Annotated in this window: 18 protein-coding genes; 7 read left to right on the top strand and 11 right to left on the bottom strand. The window is 65.5% G+C overall.

Translation table 11 applies throughout. The annotated features are described in order from the left end of the window. Positions 1–125: 125 nt before the first annotated feature. The 4 genes from tal to pgi form a co-directional block, all read right to left on the bottom strand. A complete protein-coding gene (tal, locus tag J8I26_RS11030; RefSeq protein WP_209607089.1) occupies positions 126–1,061 on the bottom strand; it encodes a transaldolase in 936 nt (311 codons plus the stop codon). A gap of 119 nt (positions 1,062–1,180) precedes the next feature. Beyond that, a complete protein-coding gene (locus J8I26_RS11025) occupies positions 1,181–2,035 on the bottom strand; it encodes an SIS domain-containing protein (protein ID WP_209607375.1) in 855 nt (284 codons plus the stop codon). 42 nt (positions 2,036–2,077) lie between these two features. Further along, the gene (gene zwf, locus J8I26_RS11020) at positions 2,078–3,544 is read right to left on the bottom strand and encodes a glucose-6-phosphate dehydrogenase (RefSeq protein WP_209607087.1); all 1,467 of its coding nucleotides are present in this window, start codon (positions 3,542–3,544) and stop codon (positions 2,078–2,080) included. Positions 3,545–3,616: 72 nt separating this feature from the next. Beyond that, complete coding sequence (pgi, locus tag J8I26_RS11015; RefSeq protein ID WP_209607085.1) at positions 3,617–5,269, bottom strand: glucose-6-phosphate isomerase; 1,653 nt, start codon at positions 5,267–5,269, stop codon at positions 3,617–3,619. A gap of 334 nt (positions 5,270–5,603) precedes the next feature. Here pgi and edd point away from each other — a divergent pair, with 334 nt between their 5' ends. Both edd and J8I26_RS11005 read left to right on the top strand, forming a co-directional pair. Continuing rightward, a complete protein-coding gene (edd, locus tag J8I26_RS11010) occupies positions 5,604–7,475 on the top strand; it encodes a phosphogluconate dehydratase (RefSeq protein WP_209607083.1) in 1,872 nt (623 codons plus the stop codon). Next, entirely contained in the window at positions 7,472–8,101 is a 630-nt protein-coding gene (locus J8I26_RS11005; RefSeq protein WP_209607081.1) for a bifunctional 4-hydroxy-2-oxoglutarate aldolase/2-dehydro-3-deoxy-phosphogluconate aldolase, read from the top strand. Before edd ends, J8I26_RS11005 begins: the two co-directional genes overlap by 4 nt. 480 nt (positions 8,102–8,581) lie before the next feature. Here J8I26_RS11005 and lgt read toward each other — a convergent pair whose 3' ends face one another. Both lgt and J8I26_RS10995 read right to left on the bottom strand, forming a co-directional pair. Further along, complete coding sequence (lgt, locus tag J8I26_RS11000; protein WP_209607079.1) at positions 8,582–9,403, bottom strand: prolipoprotein diacylglyceryl transferase; 822 nt, start codon at positions 9,401–9,403, stop codon at positions 8,582–8,584. Between the two features lie 99 nt (positions 9,404–9,502). After that, complete coding sequence (locus J8I26_RS10995; RefSeq protein ID WP_209607076.1) at positions 9,503–10,414, bottom strand: LysR family transcriptional regulator; 912 nt, start codon at positions 10,412–10,414, stop codon at positions 9,503–9,505. A 218-nt stretch (positions 10,415–10,632) separates the two neighbouring features. Here J8I26_RS10995 and ilvD point away from each other — a divergent pair, with 218 nt between their 5' ends. After that, on the top strand, positions 10,633–12,303 hold the full coding sequence (ilvD, locus tag J8I26_RS10990; RefSeq protein ID WP_209607074.1) for a dihydroxy-acid dehydratase: 1,671 nt from the start codon (positions 10,633–10,635) through the stop codon (positions 12,301–12,303). 217 nt (positions 12,304–12,520) lie between these two features. After that, positions 12,521–12,835 carry a c-type cytochrome gene (locus J8I26_RS10985; protein WP_209607072.1) on the top strand — a complete coding sequence of 105 codons (315 nt, stop codon included), beginning with the start codon at positions 12,521–12,523 and terminating at the stop codon, positions 12,833–12,835. Positions 12,836–12,975: 140 nt separating this feature from the next. Here J8I26_RS10985 and J8I26_RS10980 read toward each other — a convergent pair whose 3' ends face one another. The 5 genes from J8I26_RS10980 to J8I26_RS10960 form a co-directional block, all read right to left on the bottom strand. Beyond that, positions 12,976–13,866 carry a hypothetical protein gene (locus J8I26_RS10980; RefSeq protein ID WP_245200266.1) on the bottom strand — a complete coding sequence of 297 codons (891 nt, stop codon included), beginning with the start codon at positions 13,864–13,866 and terminating at the stop codon, positions 12,976–12,978. 42 nt (positions 13,867–13,908) lie between these two features. After that, positions 13,909–15,339, bottom strand: a complete 1,431-nt coding sequence (gene cls, locus J8I26_RS10975) for a cardiolipin synthase (protein WP_209607068.1) — start codon at positions 15,337–15,339, stop codon at positions 13,909–13,911. 316 nt (positions 15,340–15,655) lie between these two features. Next, the gene (locus J8I26_RS10970) at positions 15,656–18,292 is read right to left on the bottom strand and encodes a sulfite reductase flavoprotein subunit alpha (RefSeq protein ID WP_209607066.1); all 2,637 of its coding nucleotides are present in this window, start codon (positions 18,290–18,292) and stop codon (positions 15,656–15,658) included. Positions 18,293–18,538: 246 nt separating this feature from the next. Next, the gene (locus tag J8I26_RS10965; protein ID WP_209607064.1) at positions 18,539–19,372 is read right to left on the bottom strand and encodes an alpha/beta hydrolase; all 834 of its coding nucleotides are present in this window, start codon (positions 19,370–19,372) and stop codon (positions 18,539–18,541) included. A gap of 31 nt (positions 19,373–19,403) precedes the next feature. Then, positions 19,404–20,312 carry a LysR family transcriptional regulator gene (locus J8I26_RS10960; RefSeq protein WP_209607061.1) on the bottom strand — a complete coding sequence of 303 codons (909 nt, stop codon included), beginning with the start codon at positions 20,310–20,312 and terminating at the stop codon, positions 19,404–19,406. 229 nt (positions 20,313–20,541) lie between these two features. Here J8I26_RS10960 and J8I26_RS10955 point away from each other — a divergent pair, with 229 nt between their 5' ends. Genes J8I26_RS10955 through fahA form a run of 3 tightly spaced genes read left to right on the top strand, consistent with a single transcriptional unit; the run spans position 20,542 to position 24,562 of the window. Then, a complete protein-coding gene (locus J8I26_RS10955; RefSeq protein WP_209607060.1) occupies positions 20,542–21,885 on the top strand; it encodes an MFS transporter in 1,344 nt (447 codons plus the stop codon). Continuing rightward, positions 21,882–23,219, top strand: coding sequence for a homogentisate 1,2-dioxygenase (hmgA, locus tag J8I26_RS10950; protein ID WP_209607058.1), 1,338 nt, complete (start codon positions 21,882–21,884; stop codon positions 23,217–23,219). Before J8I26_RS10955 ends, hmgA begins: the two co-directional genes overlap by 4 nt. Then, complete coding sequence (fahA, locus tag J8I26_RS10945) at positions 23,216–24,562, top strand: fumarylacetoacetase (protein WP_209607056.1); 1,347 nt, start codon at positions 23,216–23,218, stop codon at positions 24,560–24,562. Before hmgA ends, fahA begins: the two co-directional genes overlap by 4 nt. Positions 24,563–24,589: the final 27 nt, after the last annotated feature.

Here is a 24,589-nt window from a genome sequence, read left to right as displayed (position 1 = left end):
TCAGGACGACGAACAGTTAGTCACTGCAGCCCTTGGCTGTTCGAGTCCCTCTCTTGCGTGTCGTCCCGGCGCAGGCCGGGATCCAGCGTCGTTCGTCGCGCCGGCATGGCGCCGGCGACAACGACTTACTTCAATGCCTCGACGATCTTGTCCAGCTTCACCGCATCGGCCGCGAACAGGCGGATGCCTTCGGCCAGTTTTTCGGTTGCCATGGCGTCGGCGTTCAAGGCCAGGCGGAAGGCCTTTTCGTCCAGCGACACGCGTTCGATATCGGCGGCTTGCGCGGCGTCGCGGCTCAACTTGCGTTCGACCGGCGCGTCGGCGTCGGCCAGCTTTTGCAGCAGCTCGGGGCTGATGGTCAGCAGGTCGCAGCCGGCCAGCTCGGTGATCTGCGAGGTGTTGCGGAAGCTCGCGCCCATCACCTCGGTGGCGTAGCCGAACTTGCGGTAATAGTTATACACAGCCTTCACCGACTGCACGCCCGGATCGTCGGCGCCGACATATTCCTGGCCGGTCGACTTCTTGTACCAGTCGTAGATGCGGCCGACGAAGGGCGAGATCAGCTGCACCTGCGCCTCGGCGCAGGCGATCGCCTGGGGCAGCGAGAACAGCAGGGTCAGGTTGCAGCGGATGCCTTCCTTTTCCAGTATCTCGGCGGCGCGGATGCCTTCCCAGGTGGAGGCGATCTTGATCAGCACGCGCTCGCGCTTGATGCCGGCTTCCTCATACAGGCGGATCAGCTCGCGGCCCTTGGCGACGGTGCCTTCGGTGTCGAAGGACAGGCGCGCGTCGGTCTCGGTGGAGACGCGGCCGGGGATCAGTTTCAGGATTTCCAGGCCGAAGGCGATCAGCAGGCGGTCGATGATCTGCTCGGTGCTCTTGCCGGCGTTGGCCTTGACCACGTTTTCCAGCAGCGGCTTGTACTCGTCCTTCTGCACCGCCTTCAGGATCAGCGAAGGATTGGTGGTCGCGTCTTGCGGCGCGAAGGCCTTCATGGCCTGGAAGTCGCCGGTGTCGGCCACGATGGTGGTGTACTGCTTCAACTGGTCAAGCTGGCTCATGGGGTTGTCCTGATTGCAAAGTTGGAGGGATGACTCAACAGTGGCATTGTACGCAATCGGCGCGCGCTGTCTGTCGGCGAAAGACTGATCCTTGATCCGTCGCAGCAGTGGATGCGGTCTTAACGGAAGAAGGAGTCGAACTGCATGTCGAACTTCTGCAGGGACTTTTGGGCGTTCTGCATCTTCTTGCGGAATTCCGGGCCGCGGCGCAGCGCCAGGCCGACCGCCAGGATGTCGATCACCACCAGGTGCGCCAGGCGCGCCGAGATCGGCGTGTAGGGGTCGATGTTGAAGGACAGGTCGATCGGCACCAGCACCGTGGCCAGCTCGGCCAGGGGCGTGCCGGACGGGCCCAGCACGATGATGTCGGCGCCGCCTTTCCTGGCCAGCTGGATCGAGCGCAGCAGCGCCGCGTTGCCGCCGCGCTGCGAGATCGCCACCACGCAGTCGCCGGCCTTCAGCAGCGAGGCCGCGATGCTGTGGATGTGCGGGTCGGAGTAGGCCACGGTGGGCACGCCGGAACGGAAGAACTTGTGCTGCGCGTCGTTGGCCACGATGCCGGAGGTGCCCTGGCCGTAGAACTCGATCTTGTTGGCGCGCGCCAGCACGTCCAGCGCCAGCTGGATGGCGTCCGGGTTCAGGTGGTTGCGCAGGTCGAGCAGGGTGTTGATGGAGCGGCTGCAGATCTTGTTGACCAAGTCGGCCGCCAGGTCGTCCTGCGCCAGCGTCTCGTCGGCGCCGGGCAAGGCCAGCGCCAGGCTTTGCGCCAGCTTCAGCTTGAAGTCATGCCAGCCCTCGTAACCGATGGCGCGGCAGAAGCGGATCACGGTCGGCTCCGACACCTCCGCGTTCTTGGCCAGCGCCGTCAGGTTTTCCGCCAACGCCAGCTGCGGATTGGCGAGCACGGTCGCAGCCACCTTCTTCTCCGACTTGGAGAGGGAGTTGATGTGGGTGCGGATGGAATCAAGCAGCATGGACATGGCGCGACCTGGACTTTCCTTCAGAGCGTCAAAGCGTCAGACCTCGGGCAGCGCTTCTTCGCGCCACTGCAGGCCGTCGCGGCCGATCAGGGCGCTGGCGGCGGCCGGGCCCCAGGTGCCGGCGTTGTACGGAATCGGGTCGGCTTCCTGCTGGTCCCAGTGGTTGAGGATGGGCTCGACCCATTCCCAGGCCGCTTCCAGCTCGTCGCTGCGCATGAACAGCGTCAGGTGGCCGCGCAGCACGTCCAGCAGCAGGCGCTCGTAGGCGTCCATGCGCGGGGTCTTGAATTTCTCGCGGAAGTCCAGCTCCAGCTCCACCGGGCGCAGGCGCATGCCGTCGCCGGGCTGCTTGGCCATCAGGTTCATGTGCAGGCCTTCGTCGGGCTGCAGGCGGATCACCAGGCAGTTCGGGGTGTCGTTCTGGTGCGCGAAGATCGAGTGCGGCACGCTCTTGAAGCGCACCACGATCTCGGCCAGCGAATCGGCCATGCGCTTGCCGGTGCGCAGGTAGAACGGCACGCCGGCCCAACGCCAGGTCTCGATCTCGGCCTTCACCGCGACGAAGGTCTCGGTGCGCGATTCGGGATTGGCGTCGGCTTCCTTGCGGTAACCCGGTACGGCGGTGCCGTTGACGTGGCCGGCGCGGTACTGGCCGCGCACCACGTTCATGGCCAGGGTGGTCGGGGTGAAGCGCTTGAGCGAGCGCAGCACCTTCAGCTTTTCGTCACGCACGGCGTCGGCCGAGTTGGAGACCGGCGGCTCCATGGCGACGATACACAGCAGCTGCAGCAGGTGGTTCTGCAGCATGTCGCGCAGCGCGCCGGAGGTGTCGTAGTAGTCGAAGCGGCCGCCCACGCCGAGCTCCTCGGCGATGGTGATCTGCACGTCGGAAATCCACTCGCGGCGCCACAGCGGCTCGAACAGCACGTTGCCGAAGCGCAGCGCCAACAGGTTCTGCACGGCTTCCTTGCCGAGGTAGTGGTCGATACGGAAGATCTGCGACTCCTGGAAGTAGCGGCCGACCTGTTTGTTGATGTCGCGCGCCGATTCGAGGTCGCGGCCCAGCGGCTTTTCCAGCACCACGCGCGAGGCGGGCGTCACCAAGCCGGCCTTGGACAGGTTTTCGCAGATCGAGGCGAACAGGCTGGGCGGGGTGGCCAGGTAGAACACGCGCGGCAGGCCTTCGTGGTCGCGCAGCGCATCCTTCAGGTGCGAGAAGCTGGCGCCTTCCTTGGCGTTGACCGAGGCGTATTGCAGGCGGTTGCAGAAGCGCTCCCACACGGCCGCGTCCAGGTTGGCGGCGGGGATGTGCGGTTTGGAGTCCTTCTCGACCACCTTCAGGAAGTCTTCCTTGGTCTTGTCATCGCGGCCGATGCAGACGATGCGCGCGTCCGGCGGCAGGTCTTTGGCGCGGTCGCGCGCGTAGAGGGCAGGGAGCAGCTTGCGCATCGACAGGTCGCCGGTGCCGCCGAATAAAACCAGATCGAAATCGGAAATAGCCATGATGTGAAGTCGGTTCGTATGCGTTGGGTTACGTGACGTAATGTTTCTCTGCCTTGCCGCGCACTGCTGCGCTTACTGCGAACGCGCCTGTTTCGCCAGGGCAATCAGCGCGTTGGTCGAGGCGTCATGCAGGGACGGGTCGGACTCGGCCTTGAGCTCGCCGTGGATCGTCTTGGCCAGCACCTTGCCCAGCTCCACGCCCCATTGGTCGAAACTGTTGATGCCCCAGATCGCGCCCTGCACGAAGGTCTTGTGCTCATACAGCGCGATCAGCGAGCCGAACGCCGACGGCGTCAGCTCGGGCAGCAGGATGGTGTTGCTGGGACGGTTGCCGTCGAAGGTTTTGTGCGGCAAAAGCACGTTCAGTTCCGCCGGATCGAGACCTTGCTTCTCCAGGTCGGCGCGCACCTCGGCGGCGTCCTTGCCGCGCATGAAGGCTTCCGACTGGGCAAAGCAATTGGCCAGCAGCACATCGTGGTGCTCGGCGATGCCGTGCGAGGGCTTGAGCACGGCGATGAAATCGATCGGCGTGACGTCCGTACCCTGGTGCAGCAACTGGAAGAACGCGTGCTGGCCATTGGTGCCGACGTCGCCCCAGATGAAGGGACAGGTGGCCACGCCCACCGGCGTGCCGTCGCGGGTGATGCGCTTGCCGTTGCTCTCCATGTCCAGCTGCTGCAGGTAAGCCGGGAAGTAGCGCATCCATTGGTGATAGGGCGCCACCGACAGCGACTCGCTGTTGAAGAAGTTGCGGTTCCAGATGCCGATCAGCGCCTGGATCACCGGCATGTTCGATTCCAGCGGTGCTTCCAGGAAGTGGCGGTCCATCTCGTGGGCGCCGGCCAAAAAACCGCTGAAGTTGTCGAAGCCGATCAGCAGCGCGATCGACAGGCCGATCGCCGACCACACCGAGTAGCGGCCGCCGACCCAGTCCCAGAACGGGAACATGTTGTCAGGATCGATGCCGAACGCGGCCACTTCCTTTGCATTGGTGGAGACTGCCACGAAATGGCGGGCCAGGTCGGCCTCGCTGCCGTAGCGCAGGAACCAGGCGCGCGCCGAGCGGGCGTTGAGCATGGTTTCTTGCGTAGTGAAGGTCTTGGAGGCGACGATGAACAGCGTTGTCTCGGGATCAACCCGCGACAGCACCTCGTCCAAGTCATGGCCGTCGACGTTGGAGACGAAATGGGTCTTCAGGCGCGCATGGGCGTACTGGCGCAGCGCGGTGCACACCATCTGCGGGCCGAGGAAGGAGCCGCCGATGCCGATGTTGACGATGTCGGTGATCTCGCGCCCGGTGTGGCCGCGCCACTCGCCGCTGCGCACGCGTTCGGAGAAGTCCTTGATATGCGCCAGCACCGCTTGAACGTCCGGGCCGACCTGCTGTCCATCCACCTGCACGGTACAGGCACCGGCCGGTGTGCGCAGTGCAGTGTGCAAGACCGCGCGATGTTCGGTAAAGTTGATCTTCCCGCCGCCGAACATGGCGTCGCGCAGGGCCTCGACGCCGCGTTCGCGCGCCAGGCTCATCAGCAGGGACAGGGTGTCGGATTCGATGCGGTTCTTGGAGTAGTCCAGCAGCAGGCCGGCGGCGCGCACCGACATGCGCTCGAAGCGGTCGGGCTGGCCGGCGAACAAATCGCGCATGTGCCAGCTGACGGCCTTGGGATGATGTTGCTGCAGAGCTTTGAAGGCGGCCGTGTCGGTCAGGGCGGTGGTATGCATGTGTCTTCAGTCTGTTGGCGAGCGCGGCTTGCGTCTGAGGGCAGCAAGGTTTTGCGCCTGCGGCCGCGGCAAATATTCTTGGTGCGACGGCCAGACTATACATCAAATGCGGATTGAATGGTAATTTCACTACAGTTTATGACGCGGCCGTGACAAGTCCGTTCGTTCGCCGGAAAAGCCTTGTAATGCAGACTGATAAGGCTTTTGCGCAGTTTTTGGAGTGCCAATGAAAAAACGCACTGCTGCGCTGCATCCCGTTGATCTAAGTGTATGATTTCATTCGTTGAAAATTGTGTAGTAAAATTACATTGTTAACGCTAACAGGAAACCGACAATGCCTCTCAACGCTACCTTAGCCAGCGTCACCCGACGCATCGCCGAACGTAGCCGTCCCTACCGGACCGCCTACCTCGAACGACTGGAAGCGGCCCGCCGCAAGGGCGCACAGCGCGGCGCGCTGGCCTGTACCAACCTGGCGCACGGCTTCGCCGCCTTCCCCGCCAACGACAAGCTGAAGCTGAAAGAAGACAAGGCGCCGTCGCTGGCCATCGTCTCGGCCTACAACGACATGCTCTCGGCGCACCAGCCGTTCGAGCGCTTCCCCCAGATTCTGAAAGACGCCGCACGTGAAGCCGGCGCCGTGGCGCAGTTCGCCGGCGGCACGCCCGCCATGTGCGACGGCGTCACGCAAGGCCAGACCGGCATGGAAATGTCGCTCTTCTCGCGCGACGCCATCGCCATGGCCGCCGCCATCGCGCTCTCGCACAACATGTTCGACGCCGCCCTGTACCTGGGCGTGTGCGACAAGATCGTGCCGGGCCTGTTGATCGGCGCGCTGCACTTCGGCCATCTGCCTGCGGTGTTCGTGCCGGCCGGCCCGATGACCAGCGGCATGAGCAACAGCGACAAGGTCAAGATCCGCCAGCTCTACACCGCCGGCAAGATCGGCCGCGCCGAGCTGCTGGAGGCCGAGTCCAAGTCCTACCACGGCGCCGGCACCTGCACCTTCTACGGCACCGCCAACAGCAACCAGATGCTGATGGAAGCGATGGGCCTGCACCTGCCGGGCGCCGCCTTCATCACCCCCAACACCCCGCTGCGCGACGCGCTGACCGCGGCCGCCGCCAAACAGGCCGCCAAGATCACCGACCTCGGTTCGCAATACACCCCGGTGGGCCGCATGATCGACGAGAAGGCCATCGTCAACGCCATCGTTGCGCTGCACGCCACCGGCGGCTCCACCAACCACACGCTGCACCTGGTGGCCATCGCCAAGGCGGCCGGCATCGTGATCGACTGGGACGACTTCGACAAGCTCTCGGCCGTGGTGCCGCTGGTCACCAAGATCTACCCCAACGGCACCGCCGACGTGAATCACTTCCACGCCGCCGGCGGCACCGGCTTTGTGTTGCGCGAGCTGATCGACGCCGGCCTGATGCACGACGACGTCACCACCATTCTCGGCCAGGGCCTGCGCCAGCATTGCAAGGAACCGATGCTGGACGGCGACGTGCCGGAAGGCAAGGTCGGCAAGGTGACCTGGCAGGATGTGCCTGCAGTGAGCGGCGACGACGGCGTGCTGGGCACGGTGGCCAAGCCGTTCTCGGCCGACGGCGGCCTGAAGCTGTTGCAGGGCAACCTCGGCCGCGCCGTGATCAAGATCTCGGCCGTCAAGCACGAGCACCGTGCGGTGCAGGCGCCGGCCGTGGTGTTCCACTCGCAGGAAGCCTTCATGGCTGCCTTCAAGGCCGGCGAGCTGGACCGCGACTTCGTCGCCGTGATCACCTTCCAGGGCCCGCGCGCCAACGGCATGCCGGAACTGCACGCGCTGACCCCGGCGCTGGGCATCCTGCAGGACAAGGGCCGCCACGTCGCACTGGTCACCGATGGACGCATGTCGGGCGCATCGGGTAAAGTGCCGGCCGCGATCCACGTCACGCCCGAAGTGCTGGGTGGCGGTCCGCTGGGCCGCGTGCGCGATGGCGACATGATCCGCCTGGACGCCGAAGCCGGCGTGCTGGAAGCGCTGGTGCCGCAGGACGAATGGGACAAGCGCGAACAGGACGTGAGCGACCTGTTCGACAACCAGCACGGCATGGGTCGCGAGCTGTTTGCCATGTTCCGTAACACCGTCGGTACGGCGGAAGAAGGCGGCGCCACCTTCGGCCTGCCTCCCATCAAAGAGAAAGAGAAGACAACAGTATGAAGACCACACTGGAAATCATGCGCGCCTCGCCGGTCATCCCGGTGATCGCGATCGACAAGTTCGAGCACGCCGTTCCCCTGGCCAAGGCGCTGGTCGCAGGCGGCATCCGCGTGCTGGAAATCACGCTGCGCACCGAGCACGGCCTGCCGGCCATTCGCGCCATCGCCGAGTCGGTGCCTGACGCCATCGTCGGCGTCGGCACGTTGACCGCGCCGGAAGAGTTCGCCGCCTCGCGCGACGCTGGCGCCGTCTTCGGCGTCTCGCCCGGCCTGACCGCGGCGCTGATCGAAGCCGCTAAGAGCAGCGGCCTGCCGCTGCTGCCGGGCGTGATGACGCCGTCCGAGGTGATGGCCGCGCGCGAAGCCGGTTTCCGCCAGCTGAAGCTGTTCCCGGCCGTGCCGGCCGGCGGCGTGGGCATGTTGAACGGCATCGCAGGTCCCTTGGGCGACGTCGCCTTCTGCCCGACCGGCGGCATCACGCAAGAGACTGCGCCGCAGTTCCTGGCCTGCAAGAACGTGGTCTGCGTGGGCGGCTCCTGGCTGACCCCGAAGGCGGCGATCGAAGCCGGCGACTGGGACAAGATCACCGAGCTGGCCCGCGCCGCCAGCGCGCTGAAGAAGGCGTAAGCCGGTCGGGCGATTCGTCGTCCCTGCTAGAGCAGGGACCCAGCGTCGTAGAGCTGCCGTCGAGGCATGACCAACGCCGCTGGATCCCGGCCTTCGCCGGGACGACAGGTTGGAGATGGTCTTGAACGGCGGAGGGTTGAAGCTTCCTCCCATGTGTCGTCCTGACGAAGGTCAGGACCCAGTGTCGTCAGCCGATGGCGGATGCGTTGCAAACGTCACTGGGCTCCTGCTTTCGCAGGAGCGACCGGGAAATGAAAACGGGCGGTGCCGTCATGGCACCGCCCGTTTTGTCTGGCCACGCGACATACGTTAGACCGGAGTGACTCGTCGTCCCCGCGAAAGCAGGGATCCAGCGTCGTTCAGCCTGCGTTGAATGCCCCACGCAACGTTACTTGGCTCCTGCTTTCGCAGGAGCGACGGAGAAATAAAAACGGGCGGTACCGCAACTGGTACCGCCCGTTTCGTTTTGCGTCTTTAAGACTACTGAACCTGCGCCGACGGTTTGGCTTGCTGCGGGTTGCGGTAGGCGATCACCAGCAGCACGATGCCCAGCACGATCATCGGCACCGACAGCATCTGGCCGGCCGAGATGGTGACGCCGGCGAAATGCACCTCGTAGTCGGGCGTGCGGAAGTATTCGGTGAAGAAGCGCGCGCAGCCGTACAGCAGCGAGAACATGCCGGCCACCGCCATGCGCGGGCGCGGCTTGCGGGCGAAGAACCACAGGATGATGAACAGCAGGATGCCGTCCACCAGCATCTGGTAGATCGGCGAGGGGTGGCGCGGGATGTTGTCCACGTTGGGCCAGATCATGGCCCAAGGCAGCGACGGGTCGGCCGGGCGGCCCGGCAGCTCGGCGTTGATGAAGTTGCCCAGGCGGCCGGCGGCGTAGCCCAGCGGCACCATCGGCGCGATGAAGTCCATGATGTCCATCAGCTGGTGACCGCGCTTGCGGCCCCAGATCCACATCGCCAGCATCACGCCGAGGAAGCCGCCGTGGAAGGACATGCCGCCTTTCCACACGGCGATCATGTCGGCCGGGTTGGCGAAGTAGTAGGCCGGGTTGTAGAACAGGATCTCTCCCAGGCGGCCGCCGATCACCACCCCCAGCACGCCGTAGAACAGCATGTCGTCCAGGTCCTCCTTCTTCCAGCCGGCAGCGGCGATGTGCGGCTGCTTGATGCGCTGGCGGCCCAGCAGGATGAACTGGGCGAAGGCCAGCAGGTACATCAGTCCATACCAGTGGACGGCCAGCGGACCGATCTGCATCGCGATCGGATTGGGCATGGGGTGAATCAGCATGAGTTTGATCTTTCTGTTGTTGGGCTCTGAGGCGGTTTGAGCATCGGCCGCGGCGCAAGTTCGGCGCGCGGCGGATTGGGAATCGGGACGGTCAGAAATTCAGGAAGAGGGTTGCAGCAATTCAAGGAAGGCGCGCAGCACCGTGGACTGGCTGTCGCGTCGCCACGCCAGCCCGGTCTGGATTTCCGGCGCGGCGTCCGACAGCGCCCGGTAATCCACGCCGGGGCGCTTCAGGTTAGACACCGATTGTGGCACAAGCGCCATTCCCATGCCAGCCGACACCAGGCCGACGATGGTCTGCATCTGGATCGCCTCCTGGCCGATGTGGGGCGTCACGCCCGCATCGCGAAAGCACGACAGGATGGTGTCGTGGAAGGCCGGCGAGATGCGGCGCGGGAAGATGATCAGCGGCAGTTCGCGCAAGCTTTTCAGCGACACCGGCCCGCGCCCGCGCGCGGTGCCTTCGGGCAGGGCGGCGATCAGCGGCTCGGACAGCACCGGCCGGAAGTCCAGCACCGCCGCGGCCTTCTCCGGCAGCGGCGGCAGCAGCAGGCCGGCGTCGATCTTGCCTTGCATCAGATCGTCCAGCTGGATGTCGGTGGTGGCTTCGCGCAGGTCGATCTGCACCTGCGGATAGCGCGCGCGAAAGCGCTGCAACAGCGGCGGCAGGATGCTGTAGTCGGCAGTCGAGATGAAGGACAGCGACAGCAGGCCCGAGGCGCCGCTGGCCGCGCGCCGCGCCAGGTCGGGCAGGGCCGCGGCCTGCTGCAGGATGCGTTGCGCCTCCGGCAGCAGCGCGACGCCGGCGGCGGTGAGCGCCACGCTGCGCTTGGTGCGCAGGAACAGCGGCGTGCCCAGCATCTCTTCCAGCGCGGCGATGGCTTGCGACAGCGGCGGCTGCGTCATGTGAAGTCGCACGGCGGCGCGGCCGAAATGCTTCTCCTCGGCGACGGCAGCGAAGTAGCGCAGCTGGCGCAGTTCCAGGCGGCTTTCGGAGATGGATGGAGGCATGGATTGATATCGGATGCGAATTAGTCTGGAACGAATAATATATTTGACACCCCGCAGCCCGCAAGGCAAGCTGGCCGGAGCCAGAACCCCTTGCCGGCGCCATAACAATCAAGAAGCAATCAAGAAAAAGTCAGGCAGGGCAGGGTTCCGCCAGCGCCGCCCCTGGCCGAACCCGGAGGATTTCACGCCGCACCCGAGATCATCACCAGGAGACAGCCATGCCATACAACCGCCGTTCCAGGAACATCACCGAGGGCGTCTCGCGCAGCCCCAACCGCTCCATGTACTACGCCCTGGGCTATGAAAAGGGCGACTTCGACAATCCCATGATCGGCGTGGCCAACGGTCACTCCACCATCACCCCCTGCAACGCCGGGCTGCAGAAGCTGGCCGACGTGGCGATCGCGGCGATCCGCGATGCCGGCGCCAATCCGCAGGTGTTCGGCACGCCGACCATTTCCGACGGCATGTCGATGGGCACCGAGGGCATGAAGTATTCGCTGATCTCGCGCGAGGTGATTGCCGACTGCATCGAGACCGCGGTCAACGGCCAGTGGATGGACGGCGTGGTGGTCATCGGCGGCTGCGACAAGAACATGCCGGGCGGCATGATCGCGCTGGCGCGCAGCAATGTGCCGGGCATCTACGTCTACGGCGGCACCATCAAGCCGGGCAAGTGGAAGGGAAAGGACCTGACCATCGTCTCCGCCTTTGAGGCGGTCGGTGAATTTTCGGCCGGGCGCATGTCGCAGGAAGACTTCGACGGCATCGAGCGCAACGCCTGTCCCTCCACCGGCTCCTGCGGCGGCATGTACACCGCCAACACCATGTCGTCCTCGTTCGAGGCGCTGGGCATGGCGCTGATGTATTCCTCCACCATGGCCAATCCGGACGACGAGAAGGACGGCTCCTCGGCCGAGTCCGCGCGCGTGCTGGTGGAGGCGGTGAAGAAGGACATCAAACCGCGCGACATCATCACCCGCAAGTCCATCGAGAACGCCGTGGTGCTGATCATGGCCACCGGCGGCTCCACCAACGCGGTGCTGCATTACCTGGCCATCGCCCATGCCGCCGAGGTCGAGTGGAGCATCGACGACTTCGAGCGCATGCGCCAGAAGGTGCCGGTGATCTGCGACCTGAAGCCGTCCGGCAAATACGTGGCGACCGACCTGCACCGGGCCGGCGGCATCCCGGCGGTGTTGAAGGTGCTCAACGATGCAGGCCTGCTGCACGGCGACTGCCTCACCATCACCGGCAGGACGCTGGCCGAAGAGTTGGCGGACATCCCGGCGCTACGCACTGATCAGGACGTGATCCATCCGATCGACCGGCCGCTCTATCAACAGGGCCACCTCGCCATCCTCAAGGGCAACCTCGCCACCGAGGGGTGCGTGGCCAAGATCACCGGCCTGAAGAACCCGGTCATCACCGGCCCGGCGCGCGTGTTCGACGACGAATACAGCGCCATGGACGCCATCCTGGCCGACCAGATCAAGCCCGGCGACGTGCTGGTGATGCGCTACCTCGGCCCCAAGGGCGGCCCCGGCATGCCGGAGATGCTGGCGCCGACCTCGGCGCTGATCGGCAAGGGACTGGGCGAGTCGGTCGGGTTGATCACCGACGGCCGCTTCTCCGGTGGCACCTGGGGCATGGTGGTGGGCCACGTGGCGCCCGAGGCGTTTGTCGGCGGCACCATCGCGCTGGTCAACGAGGGCGACTCGGTCACTATCGATGCTCACCGGCAGCTGATCCAGCTCAACGTGCCGGAGGAAGAGATCGCCCGCCGCCGCGCGGCCTGGAAGCAGCCGGCGCCGAAATACACGCGCGGCGTGCTGGCCAAGTTCGCCGTGCTGGCCTCTACCGCCAGCAAGGGAGCAGTCACCGGCTGAACGCCTGCACGCTGCTGGAGAATGCACGCAAGCCCGCGCCCCCGCGGGCTTTTTGATGCGCGAGCCGATTTATCGACATGGGATTTGATCTATGACAGATATAAGCATCGGCCGATAATGCCGGGGATGGTAAGGCAGGTAGAATAGGCACCGCCTGCGGACTTGCGCGCGCCGTTTCCAGCGCGCTCCGCCGTTCACCGAATGCTGAGGAGCCCCCATGAAATACCTGTTGTTGATCGCCACCCTGGTCGCCGGAGCGGCCATTTCCGCCGAGGCGCTGGCCAACCCGCAACTGGCCAAGTCCAAGAACTGCATGGCCTGCCACTCGGTGGACAACAAGATCGTCGGTCCCGCCTTCAAGGACGTGGCCAAGAAATACGCCGGCCAGAAAGACGCCGAAGCCAAGCTGACCCAGAAGGTCCTCAACGGCGGCGGCGGCGTCTGGGGCGCGGTGCCGATGCCGGCCAACAAGGGCCAGGTCACTGAAGCCGAAGCCCGCGAGCTGGTGAAGTGGGTGCTGACGCTCAAGTAATGATGTGATCCGCAACGATGGGCGAGGGCGATTGAGCCCCGGCTTCGCCGGTCATTGAGGAGTATGTGGTAGTGGTGAGCAGTACGTGGAGGAAACGCCCGGCGTTTCCTCTTTTTTTTCGCCCTGCAATTTTCCCGATGCTACTCGGCAGGCTTTTGCTGGCGCGCATACTCGTTGCGCTTCATCGAGAGATAGGCCGCGCGATCCACTTCGTGCAGCTGGCGCGGATATTGTTCGGTGGCGGCGAACCAGGTTTCCAGCCGCTTTTCCAGCCGCTGCTCGGGCGGCGCGACCAGGCCGGCCAGGTAGGCGTCGATGGCCATGTAGTAGCGCATGGTGTTGCGCTCCACCGTGGCGCGAGTGCCGTCCACGTACTGCGGCTCGCCGCCGGCGCCGCGTTTGGCGATGGTGAAACCGACCTTGTCGCGCCCCACCGTCATCAGGTAGGCGCGCAGCGCCAGCTTGCTCGCCATGCCGTAGGAATAGGAGTAGGTCAGGTGCAGGAAGGAGCGCCCCTCGGGCAAGGGAATGGCCTCGATCTGGATGCGATAGTCGCTGGTGTCCAGCGGGCCCTTGTCGGCCTGCATCGTCGACGACAGGTAGTCGGCGCCGTTGGCGCCGCCGCGATAGTTGAAGTCGACGCGATAGGTGTCCGACAGATCCTGCTCTATCTTCTTGCCCACATGCATGCGCAGCAGGGTCTTGCCCTGCGGCGCGGACAGTCGGCAGTACTTGGTGTTGAGGTGCAGGATCAGGATGTCGCACCAGTTCTCCGGCGTGCCCAGCGCTTCGCGCACCTGCGCGAACGGATAGGGCAGCACCGCGTAGATGTCGCCCTTGACCGCGCCCGAGCCCTCGCTGGAGTTCAGGTAGATCGGGCGTTTGAACTGGTTGCTCGCCAGTTCGCCTTGCAGCTCTTCATAACGGTTCTTCAGGCCGGTCGGGCCGGCCAGCGGCTCAGCCTGCGCGCACGCCGCTTGCAGGGCAAGCGCCAGCAATAAAGCGAAAAATGAAATAAAGCGCGATCGCAACAGCATCTCCTTGAAATCCCGACGTTTCCGGCGTTCCTGAACTCACAGGAGGCGCGCCCACACGCTGGCGCCGAATTCCTTCATGCGCTCGCTCACGGGGCGTGCTTCCCATTCTTCCCGTGTGATTTCCTTGGACGCGCCAAGATCCCGGTCGAACATGTTTTTCATCTGCACGCCGAACTGCGGGCTGAGGATCACGGCATTGATTTCCTGGTTGAACACGAAACTGCGCCAGTCGAGGTTGGTCGAGCCGACGGTGGACCACACGCCGTCGATGATGGCGGTCTTGGAATGCAGCAACGCGTCCTGGCGTTCGTAGATGCGCACGCCGGCCTCCAGCAGTTCCTGGTAGAACGAGCGCGAGGCGTACAGCACCAGCGATGAGTCGCTCTTGGACGGCAGCAGCAGGCGCACGTCCACGCCGCGTTTGGCTGCGCTCTTGAGGGCGTCGCGCAGCTGCGGGTCGGGTACGAAGTAGGCGTTGGTCAGGTAGATCGACGATTCGGCGTGGTGGATGGCCGAGATGAAGGTGGCGTAGATCACGCTGTAGGGATCGTCCGGCGAGCTGCCGATGGCGCGCACGATCTCGCTGCCGGCCGCAGCCACTTTGGGGAAGTAATTGTGCTTGCCCAGGTCGGGGCCGCGCTGCTTGTTCCAGGTGTCGATAAACAGCTTCTGGAATTCCAGCGCGACCGGGCCGTCGATGCGCACTTGGGTATCGCGCCAGGGGATCTTGTCGCCGTCCGCATCCAGTTCGGGTTTGCGTTTGCGCTTGCCGAAGGAGCCGCTGGAATACACGCTGCTGATGTTGATGCCGCCGACAAAGGCGATCTTGCCGTCCACCACCAGCAGCTTGCGATGGTCGCGCTGGTTCACGGCCCAGTCCTTGCGCGTTTGCGTGGGGTTGAGCGGGTTGTATTCGAGCACCTTGACGCCGGCGTCAATCATCGGCTGGAAGAAGGCGCGCGGCGTGTTGATCGCGCCCACGCTGTCATACATCAGGTTGACCTGCACCCCTTTCTTTTGCATGCCGATCAGCATGTCCGAGAACTGCCGGCCGACCTCATCGTCTTCCATGATGTAGGTCTCCATGTTGATGTGATAGCGCGCCGCCTGGATCGCCTGCGTCATCGAGGCGTAGGTGGCGGGGCCGTCGATCAGTAGCGTGACCTTGTTGCCGGTCACCAGCGGCGAGCCGGTAACCGCGCCTTCCACCGCCAGGTGGCGGTCAAGCAGGGTGTTGTCGGCGTTCTGCTGGCGCAGCTTGTCGAGGATGCCCTTGGTCTGCTGCTCGGACAGCACGCCGCGCCCGCCCTTCATCTCGATGCTGCGGGCCGACTGCGTGTCCATATCGGGCACGATGGTGGGCAGCGAGCCGCAACCCGCCAGCAGCGTACAGAGCAGGATGAGCGCAAGCAGCGCGGCATGCGTGCCGGTTCGGCTTGTATTTTTTATTGAAGCGAACGTGTTCATGACGTGTCTCGGTTGTGCGCCGTCGGTCGACGAAGGTGCCGGGCGAGCCGATATTGTTGGCGCTGTCGGGCTGAGTATATGCCGCAAATTTTCGCGCCCGACGCGCGATCGGCCGGAAGCGGCGAATTCCTACAGGGGAAAGCGGGAGCTGCCTACAGGAAGGCGCGACGGGTGTTGCAAGGACGACAGCGGCGATGAAGGACGGAGATGCGGGAGAGAAATACGCACGCGAATGTGGGCGCAGGAGAAGATATGAGATGTTTGGCAGAGCTCGCGGATGCGCCGCGATGGACGCATCCGCAGATCTCTTGCTGCGTCAGTAGACGTCGCGGCGATAGCGGTTCTGTTCGATCAGGTCTTCCAGCGCCTGCTCGCCCAACACCTCGGTGAGCGCTGCGTCGACGCCGGCGGCCATGCCGTCGAGGCTGCCGCAGACATACAGCACGGCGCCGTCGGCGATCCAGTTGCGCAACTCGTCGGCGGCTTCGCGCAGGCGGTCCTGCACGTAGACGCGCTCGCCCTGGTCACGCGAGAAGGCCAGGTCCAGGCGCGCCAGTTTGCCGTTGGCAAGCCATTGCTCCAGTTCTTCCTGATACAGGAAATCGTGGCGGCGGTTGCGCTCGCCGAACAGCAGCCAGTTGCGCGCATGGCCGGCGTGCACACGCGCGCGCAGATGGCCGCGCAGGCCGGCCATGCCGGAGCCGTTGCCGATGAAGATGGCGGGGACGTCGCCTGCGGCCGGCGCGAAGTTGGCGTTTTCAACCAGGCGCACTTGCAGCGCGGCGCCGACTTCGGCGTATTCGGTCAGCCAGCCCGAGGCCAGGCCCAGGCCATCCTCGTGGCGCGCCTGGCGCACCAGCAGGTGCACCGCGCCGTCCTGCGGCACCGACGCCACCGAGTAGCTGCGCGCGGCCAGGGGTTGCAGGGTGTCGGCCAGGGATTGGGCATCGGCGCCGGCATGCGTTACCGGCAGCACGCTGCGGGCTAGCAGTTCGCGCAGGGTGCTGCGCGCGCCGTCCTTGTCCACCATGGCCTCGCCGTCCAGGCGCAGGCGTTGCAGCAGCAGGGCGATGCGATCCGGTGCGTGGCGCGGCAATACCTCGACCAGCGCGCCGGGCTGCCAGGCACCGTCGTTGGCGGCTGCCTCAGCGGCATGGCGCAGTTCGATATGGAAGATCGGCGCGCCCTGGCTGCCCGGGTTGAGCTGCAGGCGCTCGGACAGCGCCCAGTGCTGCCAGGCGTCTGTCGGTGCTGCAGGCGCATCGGCCTGGCGCTGCACCACGTCGGCGTCGAGCACATCGTGCGCGGCCAGCAGGCTTTCCCACTTCTGCAGGGCGGCGCGCTCCATGCGGTCCACCTCCACCAGCGGGAACAGCGGCTTGGCGCCGCGGTTGCGCAGCCAGTGATCCAGCGTGTGGCCGAAGCCGCAGAACTTCACATAGCCGCGATCGCCCAGCGCCAGCAGCGCGTATTCCACATGCGCCAGCGATTCGCCGGCCGCCATGCGCATGCGGCGTTCGAAGGCGCGCGCGCTGTCGGGAGCGTCGCCTTCGCCGAAGGTGCTGGCGATGAACAGGATGCGCGGATGATGGCGCAGTTTCTCCGGGGTGATGCGCGCCAGCGACTGCAGCGTCACCTCGGCGCCGGACTGGCGCAGCAGCGCCGCAGTGTGCAGCGCCACGCGCTCGGCCTGGCCGGCTTGCGAGGCGTAGGCCACCAGGAAGGGGCCGCGCGCCGCTGCTTCATTGGCGGCCTGCGCTTGCGCCCTGCCTGCTGTTGGTACCTGCGCCAGCGCGGCGCGTTCGGCGCGCAAGGCGGCCTTCTTGCGGCGGCGGTCGAGGTAAAGCATCCAGCCGGTAATGCCGAACAGCGGCATCAACAGGCTGGCCAGCGCCATGACGATGCGTCCCGGCAGGCCGAAGAAGGTGCCCATGTGCAGCGGGTAGATGGCGGCGATGGCCTTGCCGCCCAAGCTCTTGGCTTCATACAGCTCCAGCTGCTTCACCTCGCCGGTTTGCGGCAGCACCACCATGCGGCTGCGTGCGCGTTCATGCGGCGCGTTTTCGCCGAGGAAGAAGATCTGCACCGGTTGGGTGGATTTCTCCGGCAGGCGCAGCTGGGCGTTCTCGAAATGCGGGGCCTGCGCCAGGAAGGTTTGCCAGACTTGCGTCAGCTCCAGCGGCGGCGCGGCGTCTTCCTTGCCGCCGTCCTTGTCCTTGCGGCCGTGTTCGCCGGCCGGCTTGTTGCCGCCGGCGCGTTGCGCCTGCGCCGGGCGAGCTTCGCCGGCCAGGGTGTTGATGCCCTGCTTGAACCAGTCCAGCGCCCAGTAGGTGCCGGTGATGGAGAAGATCACGTACATCACCAGTAGCCAGGTGCCGATGATGGAGTGCAGGTTCCACAGGAAGGAGCGGTCCTGCAGCTGGAAGTCCAGCTTGAACCAGGCGCGCAGCGACAGCGGCCGGCGCGGCCAGCGCAGGTAGAGGCCGGACAGCGCCAGCGTCAGCAGCGCCAGGCCCAGCGTGCCCAGCACGATCTTGCCGATCTCGGTGGGCAGCAGCAGCCAGCGGTGGAAGCGTTCGGTGATCTCGAAGAACTCCATCCCGGTCGGCGGCGGCAGCACCGCGCCGGTGTAGGGATCAACGTAGCGCGCTTCACCGCGACGCACGCCCGGCGGCGGTGCGAATACCACGCGCGCCGAAGCGCCGGCTTGCGGGCTGATGGTCATCGAGGTGACGCGGCGCTCCGGTTCCGCGCTGCGGATTTTCTCCAGCAGCTGCTGCGGCGTCAGCGCCTGCTGCTCGCGTACGGCGACATGCATCACGCCCGGGCTGAGCACGTCCATGATCTCCTCGCGGAAGGCGAGCAGGGCGCCGGACACGCCGATGGTCATCAGGATGGTGCCGGCGGTGATGCCGATGAACCAGTGGATTTGGAACCAGATCTTCTTGAACATGCTGTTGGCGCTGCGTGGATGCGCGGCAGGCTTGGGCCCGGCCGCATCTTGTTGTTGGGGTGTGCCGCGGTGAGCCGTCCGGCGCACTTGCATGAAAGCAATGGGCGACCGTAGGCAACCAACCATTATAGGTCGGAAGTAAATGATAATGATTGGCGTTTGAGCTTATTTTGCGTCACGACGACCCCGTCGTGGTGCCGCCGCAGCGCAATGTTGCTCCGAGGGAAACTTCGGCGTTCGCCGGCCTCAGGCCAGGATCAAGCCCAGCATCGCACGACTCACCGCACTGGCGGGATCGGCGGCGGCGTCGATGATGCTCAGGTGATGCGCGCCGGGCACGGCGTCCACCGTCACCTGGTGCCCGGACTGGCGCAGGCTGGCGGCGTAGGTGTCGCGCTGGCGGCGGAATTCGTCCGACTCCAGCGCCCCCGTGAACAGCAGCGCGCAGGCGTCGTCCGGCAGCGGCAGCAGCAGCGGGCTGGCCTGCGCGGCGTCGCCGGGCGACAGGTGCAGCACTTCATTGAGGTAGGACAGGCGGATCGGCTCCAGGTCGTACAGGCCGCTCAGGCCGCAGATGCCGCGTACCGGCAGCGCGCCCAGCGCCGCCACCAGCGTGGCCAGGTGGCCGCCGGCCGAATGGCCCATCAGCCAGATGGCGTCGGCGTCAAAGCCCAGCGCGCCCGACTTGGCGTACAGCTGGCGCAGCGCGCGGGCGCAGTCGGCGGCGATGTCGCCCAGTTTCACCTGCGGCGCCAGCCGATAGTTGATCAGCGCCACGTTGATGTTGGCCTGAAGGTAGGGTTTGGCCAGGTGGCTGAACTGCTGCTTGTCCAGCGAGCGCCAGTAGCCGCCGTGGATGAACACCAGCAGCGGACGGCCGTTGGCGCCGGCCGGGAAGAAGTCGAAGGTCTGCAGCGGATCTTCGCCGTAAGGCACGTCCGCCAGGTGCGGATGGGCTTCGCGCACGGCCAGCGCCTCGCGCGCAAAGCGGTCGAAATAGTCCTGGAAATCGGGGATGGCCAGTCTGGCGTTGTATTGCCGGTCCAGCTCTTCGCGGGTGTAGTCGCGGTAGATCTTCATGCCGTGTCCTTTTCGATTTGCCGCAAGCGGCTTATTCGGCGAAATGTTCTGAAATGAATCCGCGCAGCCATTGGTTGCCTTCATCCTGATTGTAACGGCGATGCCAGAAAATATTGGTCTGTAATGAAGGCAGGCGCAACGGCGGCTTGATGTAGCGCAGTCCGAACGGCGCCGCCGCGCTCTCGGCCAGCTTGCGCGGCACGGTCACCACCAGCTCGGTGGTGCTGACGATATACGGCACCGCGGTGAAGTGCGGCACGCGAAAGCGCACGCCGGGCAGCACGCCGGCCTTTTCCAGGTTTTGGTTGATGCGATCGTAAGGGCTTTCCAGCGACGACACCATCAGATGCTCGGCGGCAAGAAACTGTTTGAGCGTGATGTCCCCCTTCTGGTCCAGCGCGTGGCCGACGCGAAACATGCTGACGTAGTTCTGGCGGAACAGCCGGCGCTGGTAGAGCGCGCCGGAGATGTTGTCGAACGCGCCGATGGCCAGATCCACGCGGCCCGCTTCCATCTCGCTCTTGAGGTCAATCGTGCCGGCCCGCACGGTGCTGATGCGCACGCCCGGCGCGAGCCGGCCACAGGTCTCGATGAGCGCCGGCATGAAGTAGACCTCGCCGACATCGGTCATGGCGATGGTGAAGTGACGCCGGCTGGCCTGAGCGGAAAATCCCTCCTGCAGGTTCAGCGCGCGCGACACCTGCTGCAGCGCAGCGGCGACCGGCTCGGCCAGGTGTTCGGCGAAGGGGGTGGGTTGCATGCCCTGCGCGGTGCGCACGAAAAGCTCGTCGCCGAAGCTGCGCCGCAGCCGCGCCAGCGCATTGCTGACTGCCGGCTGCGACAGTCCGAGCCGGCGCGCCACGGATGAGATCCGGCGTTCCTGGAATACCTCCTGGAACACCACCAGCAGGTTGAGGTCGAGGTCGCGCGGCTCGATCATGGGAAATCTCCGGCACCTGCGATATTCATGAAATCAATGAAGTCCATTCCGGCATTTATATCGTAAAAGAAAGTCGATTGCACTACAGTGTCAACGCAATAAGAACAATCAACGATGTCCTGCCGGCAACGCCATGCGATTGTTGTTCGCGCGCCAAGCAATCGGTGCGCGGCCACGTCGGTGGATCCAGGCAAGTCCGACCAGAAGAGATAACGAGGAGAACGAGACAATGAGCATTCATGCCGGTGCGGTCGCGCCCACGGTCGATGTCGACCAGGTAGTGGAGCAGGGCAGGTTCGGCGCCTTCCAGCTGGGCCTGCTGTTGCTGTGCGGCCTGTGCCTGATCATCGACGGCTTCGATGTGCAAGCCATGGGCTACGTGGCGCCTGCCATCATCGCCGACTGGGGCGTCAGCAAGGCCAGCCTGGGGCCGGTGTTCGGCGCCGGCCTGTTCGGCATGCTGCTGGGCTCGTTGGCATTGACGCCGGCGGGGGACCGTTACGGCCGTCGCCCGGTGCTGATCATCTCCACCCTGTTCTTTGCGCTGTGCATGCTGGCCACGCCGATGGTGACATCCTTGGATCAATTGCTGGCGCTGCGCTTCATCACCGGCTTCGGGCTGGGCAGCATCATGCCCAACGCCATGGCGCTGGTGGGCGAATACAGCCCGTCCTCTTCCCGCGTCACGCGCATGATGCTGGTGTCTTGCGGTTTCACCGTGGGCGCCGCCGCCGGCGGCTTCGTCAGCGCCGCGCTGATCCCGGCCTACGGTTGGCATTCGGTGTTCTGGGTTGGCGGCGCGGTGCCGCTGCTGCTCGGCCTTGCGATGCTGGCGTGGTTGCCGGAGTCGATCCAGTTCCTGGTGCCGCGCCGGCGGCCGATGGCGAAAGTCGCGCACTGGCTGAAGAAGCTCGATCCGACCCTGGTCGTCGACGTCGCCACCCGCGTGGTGGTCAAGGAGGCCAAGGCCGAAGGCATGCCGGTGGCGGCGCTGTTTCGCGATGGCCGCAGCGGCATCACGCTGCTGCTGTGGCTGATCAGTTTCATGAACCTGATCAATCTCTATTTCCTGTCGAACTGGCTGCCCACGCTGATCCATGACGCCGGCTACTCCACCAGCATGGCAGTGTTGATCGGCACCTCGCTGCAGGTGGGCGGCGTGATCGGCACGCTGACGCTGGGCTGGTTCATCAGCCGCTTCGGCTTCACTCGCGTGCTGGGCAGCTGCTTTGTCGCCGCCTGCATCGCGATCGCGCTGATCGGCAAGGTGGCGGCGATGCCGGCCTTCCTGCTGATCGCCGTGGTGGTGGCCGGCTTTTGCATCGTCGGCGGGCAGCCGGCGGTCAATGCGCTGGCCGGCACCTACTACCCGACCTCGCTGCGCTCGACCGGCATCGGCTGGGCGTTGGGCATAGGCCGCATCGGTTCGGTAGTCGGCCCGGTGATCGGCGGCCAGCTGATCGCCATGCAGTGGAGCAACGCTTCGCTGTTCGTCGCCGCCGCCGTGCCGGCATTGATCTCGGCGCTGACCATCGTGCGCCTGCATCGCACTTCCCAAGGAGCCAACGCATGAACACCATCGCCGACCCGCATCTGAAGACAAACCTGTCGAGCGGCACTTACCAGTCCGGCTTCGGCAACGAGTTCGCCACCGAGGCATTGCCGGGGGCCTTGCCGCAACATCGCAACTCGCCGCAGCTGGCGCCTTACGGCTTGTACGCCGAGCAAATCTCCGGCACCGCCTTCACTGCGCCGCGCGGCCACAATCGCCGCTCCTGGCTGTACCGCATCCGCCCGGCCGCCGTGCATCACCCGTTCGAGCAGATCGACGCCGGCAAGCTGTTGAGCCACTTCGATGCCGTACCGACGCCGCCCAACCAGCTGCGCTGGGATCCGCAGCCCATGCCCACCGTCCCGACCGACTTTGTCGACGGCCTGGTGACGATGGCCGGCAACGGCTCACCGGAGGCGCAGACCGGCTGCGCCATCCACCTCTACGCGGCCAACCAGTCGATGACCGAGCGCTTCTTTTACTCGGCCGACGGCGAGTTGCTGATCGTGCCGCAAGCGGGGCGCCTGCAGTTGCTGACCGAAATGGGCGTGATCGTGATCGAACCACAGGAGATCGCCGTGATCCCGCGCGGCGTGCGCTTCCAGGTGCGGCTGCCGGATGGCCAGGCGCGCGGTTACGTGTGCGAAAACTTCGGCGCGCTGCTGCGCTTGCCGGACCTGGGGCCGCTGGGTTCCAACGGTCTGGCCAATCCGCGCGACTTCCTTACGCCCAATGCGTGGTACGAGGATCGCGAAGGCGACTTCAGGCTGGTCGCCAAATTCGGCGGCCACCTGTGGCAGGCGAAGATCGGCCACTCACCGCTGGACGTGGTGGCCTGGCACGGCAACTACGCGCCCTACAAGTACGATCTGCGCCACTTCAACACCATCGGTTCGATCAGCTACGATCATCCGGACCCGTCGATCTTCCTGGTGCTGCAGGCGCAGAGCGATACGCCGGGCGTGGACACGATCGACTTCGTGATCTTCCCGCCGCGCTGGCTGGCCGCCGAGAACACCTTCCGTCCGCCCTGGTTCCACCGTAACGTGGCCAGCGAATACATGGGCCTGATCACCGGCCAGTACGACGCCAAGGAGGGCGGCGGTTTTGTGCCCGGCGGCGGCAGCCTGCATAATTGTATGAGCGGCCACGGCCCGGATGCGGCCACCTTCGAGAAGGCCAGCCACAGCGATACCAGCAAGCCGAACAAGGTCGACCACACCATGGCCTTCATGTTCGAGACCCGCAACATCATTCGTCCCACGCGCCATGCGCTGGAGTCGCCGACGCTGCAGCGCGACTACCAGAACTGCTGGCTGGGCATTCAGAAGAACTTCAATCCGGAGCGAGCATGAGCCTGCCAAGCATCAAACTGAACGAAACCCACGATCCCGAACTGCGCAGCTGGGTGGCCAGCGCCAACGCCGATACTTGTCCGTTCCCGATCCAGAACCTGCCCTACGGCGTGTTCCGCCGCGCCGGCAGCGATGAGGCCTTCCGCGCCGGCGTCGCCATCGGCGACCAGATTCTCGACCTGCAGGCCGCGCATGCCGCCGGCGCCTTCTCCGGGTTTGACGAACCGGCGCGCCGCGCCGCCCACGCCGCCGCCGAAGGCGCCACCCTGAACGCGCTGATGGCGTTGGACGCGGCCGACTGGTCCGAGCTGCGGCTGGCGCTGTCGCGCGTGCTGCGCACCGGCTCCGCTCACGAGGCCGGGCTGGCCGCCTGCCTGGTGCCGCAGACCGACGCCGAGCACGCGGTGCCGGCGACCATCGGCGACTACACCGATTTCTATACCTCCATCCATCACGCCACCGCGGTGGGCAAGCTGTTTCGCCCGGACAATCCGCTGCTGCCCAACTACAAGTGGGTGCCGATCGGCTACCACGGCCGTGCTTCGTCCATCGGCATCTCCGGCCAGCAGTTCCGCCGTCCCGTCGGCCAGACCAAAGCAGCGGACGCGGAGACGCCGTCCTTCGGCCCGTGCAAGCGGCTGGACTACGAACTGGAAGTCGGCGTCTTCATCGGCGGCGGCAATGCGCTGGGCGAGGCGGTGCCGATGGAGCAGGCCGAGGACAAGGTGTTCGGCCTGTGCCTGCTGAACGACTGGTCGGCGCGCGACGTGCAGGCCTGGGAATACCAGCCGCTGGGGCCGTTCCTCTCCAAGAGTTTCGCCTCCACCATCTCGCCGTGGATCGTCACGCTCGAGGCGCTGGCGCCGTACCGCTGCGCCTGGGCCCGCGCGGCGGGCGACCCGCAGCCGCTGCCGTATCTCGATTCGCCCACCCTGCGCGAGACCGGCGCCATCGACCTGCAGCTGGAAGTGCTGATCCAGACCCGCGCCATGCGCGAAGCGGGGCAGGCGCCGCAGCGGCTGTCGCTGTCCAACTTCCGCGACTCTTACTGGAGCGTGTCGCAACTGGTGGCGCACCATACCGTGAACGGCTGCAACCTGCGTCCGGGCGACTTCCTCGGCTCGGGTACGCAGTCGGGGCCCAGCCCGCAAGAGGCCGGATCGCTGCTGGAACTGAGCGGCGGCGGCAAGCAGGCGATCACTCTCGCCAACGGCGAGAAGCGCATCTTCATCGAAGATGGCGATACCATCGTCATGCGCGCGCTGGCGCGTCGTGATGGCGCACCATGCATCGGCTTCGGCGAAGTGACGGGAACCGTACTACCGGCGCGCAGTCTGCCCTGAGCGGGTATCTCGCAACACTATTTCCCG

Origin of the sequence: Herbaspirillum sp. LeCh32-8 (genome assembly GCF_017814915.1) — a bacterium.
GTDB lineage: Bacteria > Pseudomonadota > Gammaproteobacteria > Burkholderiales > Burkholderiaceae_D > Herbaspirillum.
Note: the sequence above shows the minus strand (reverse complement) of the source record. Positions and strands in the feature narration are given on the sequence as shown.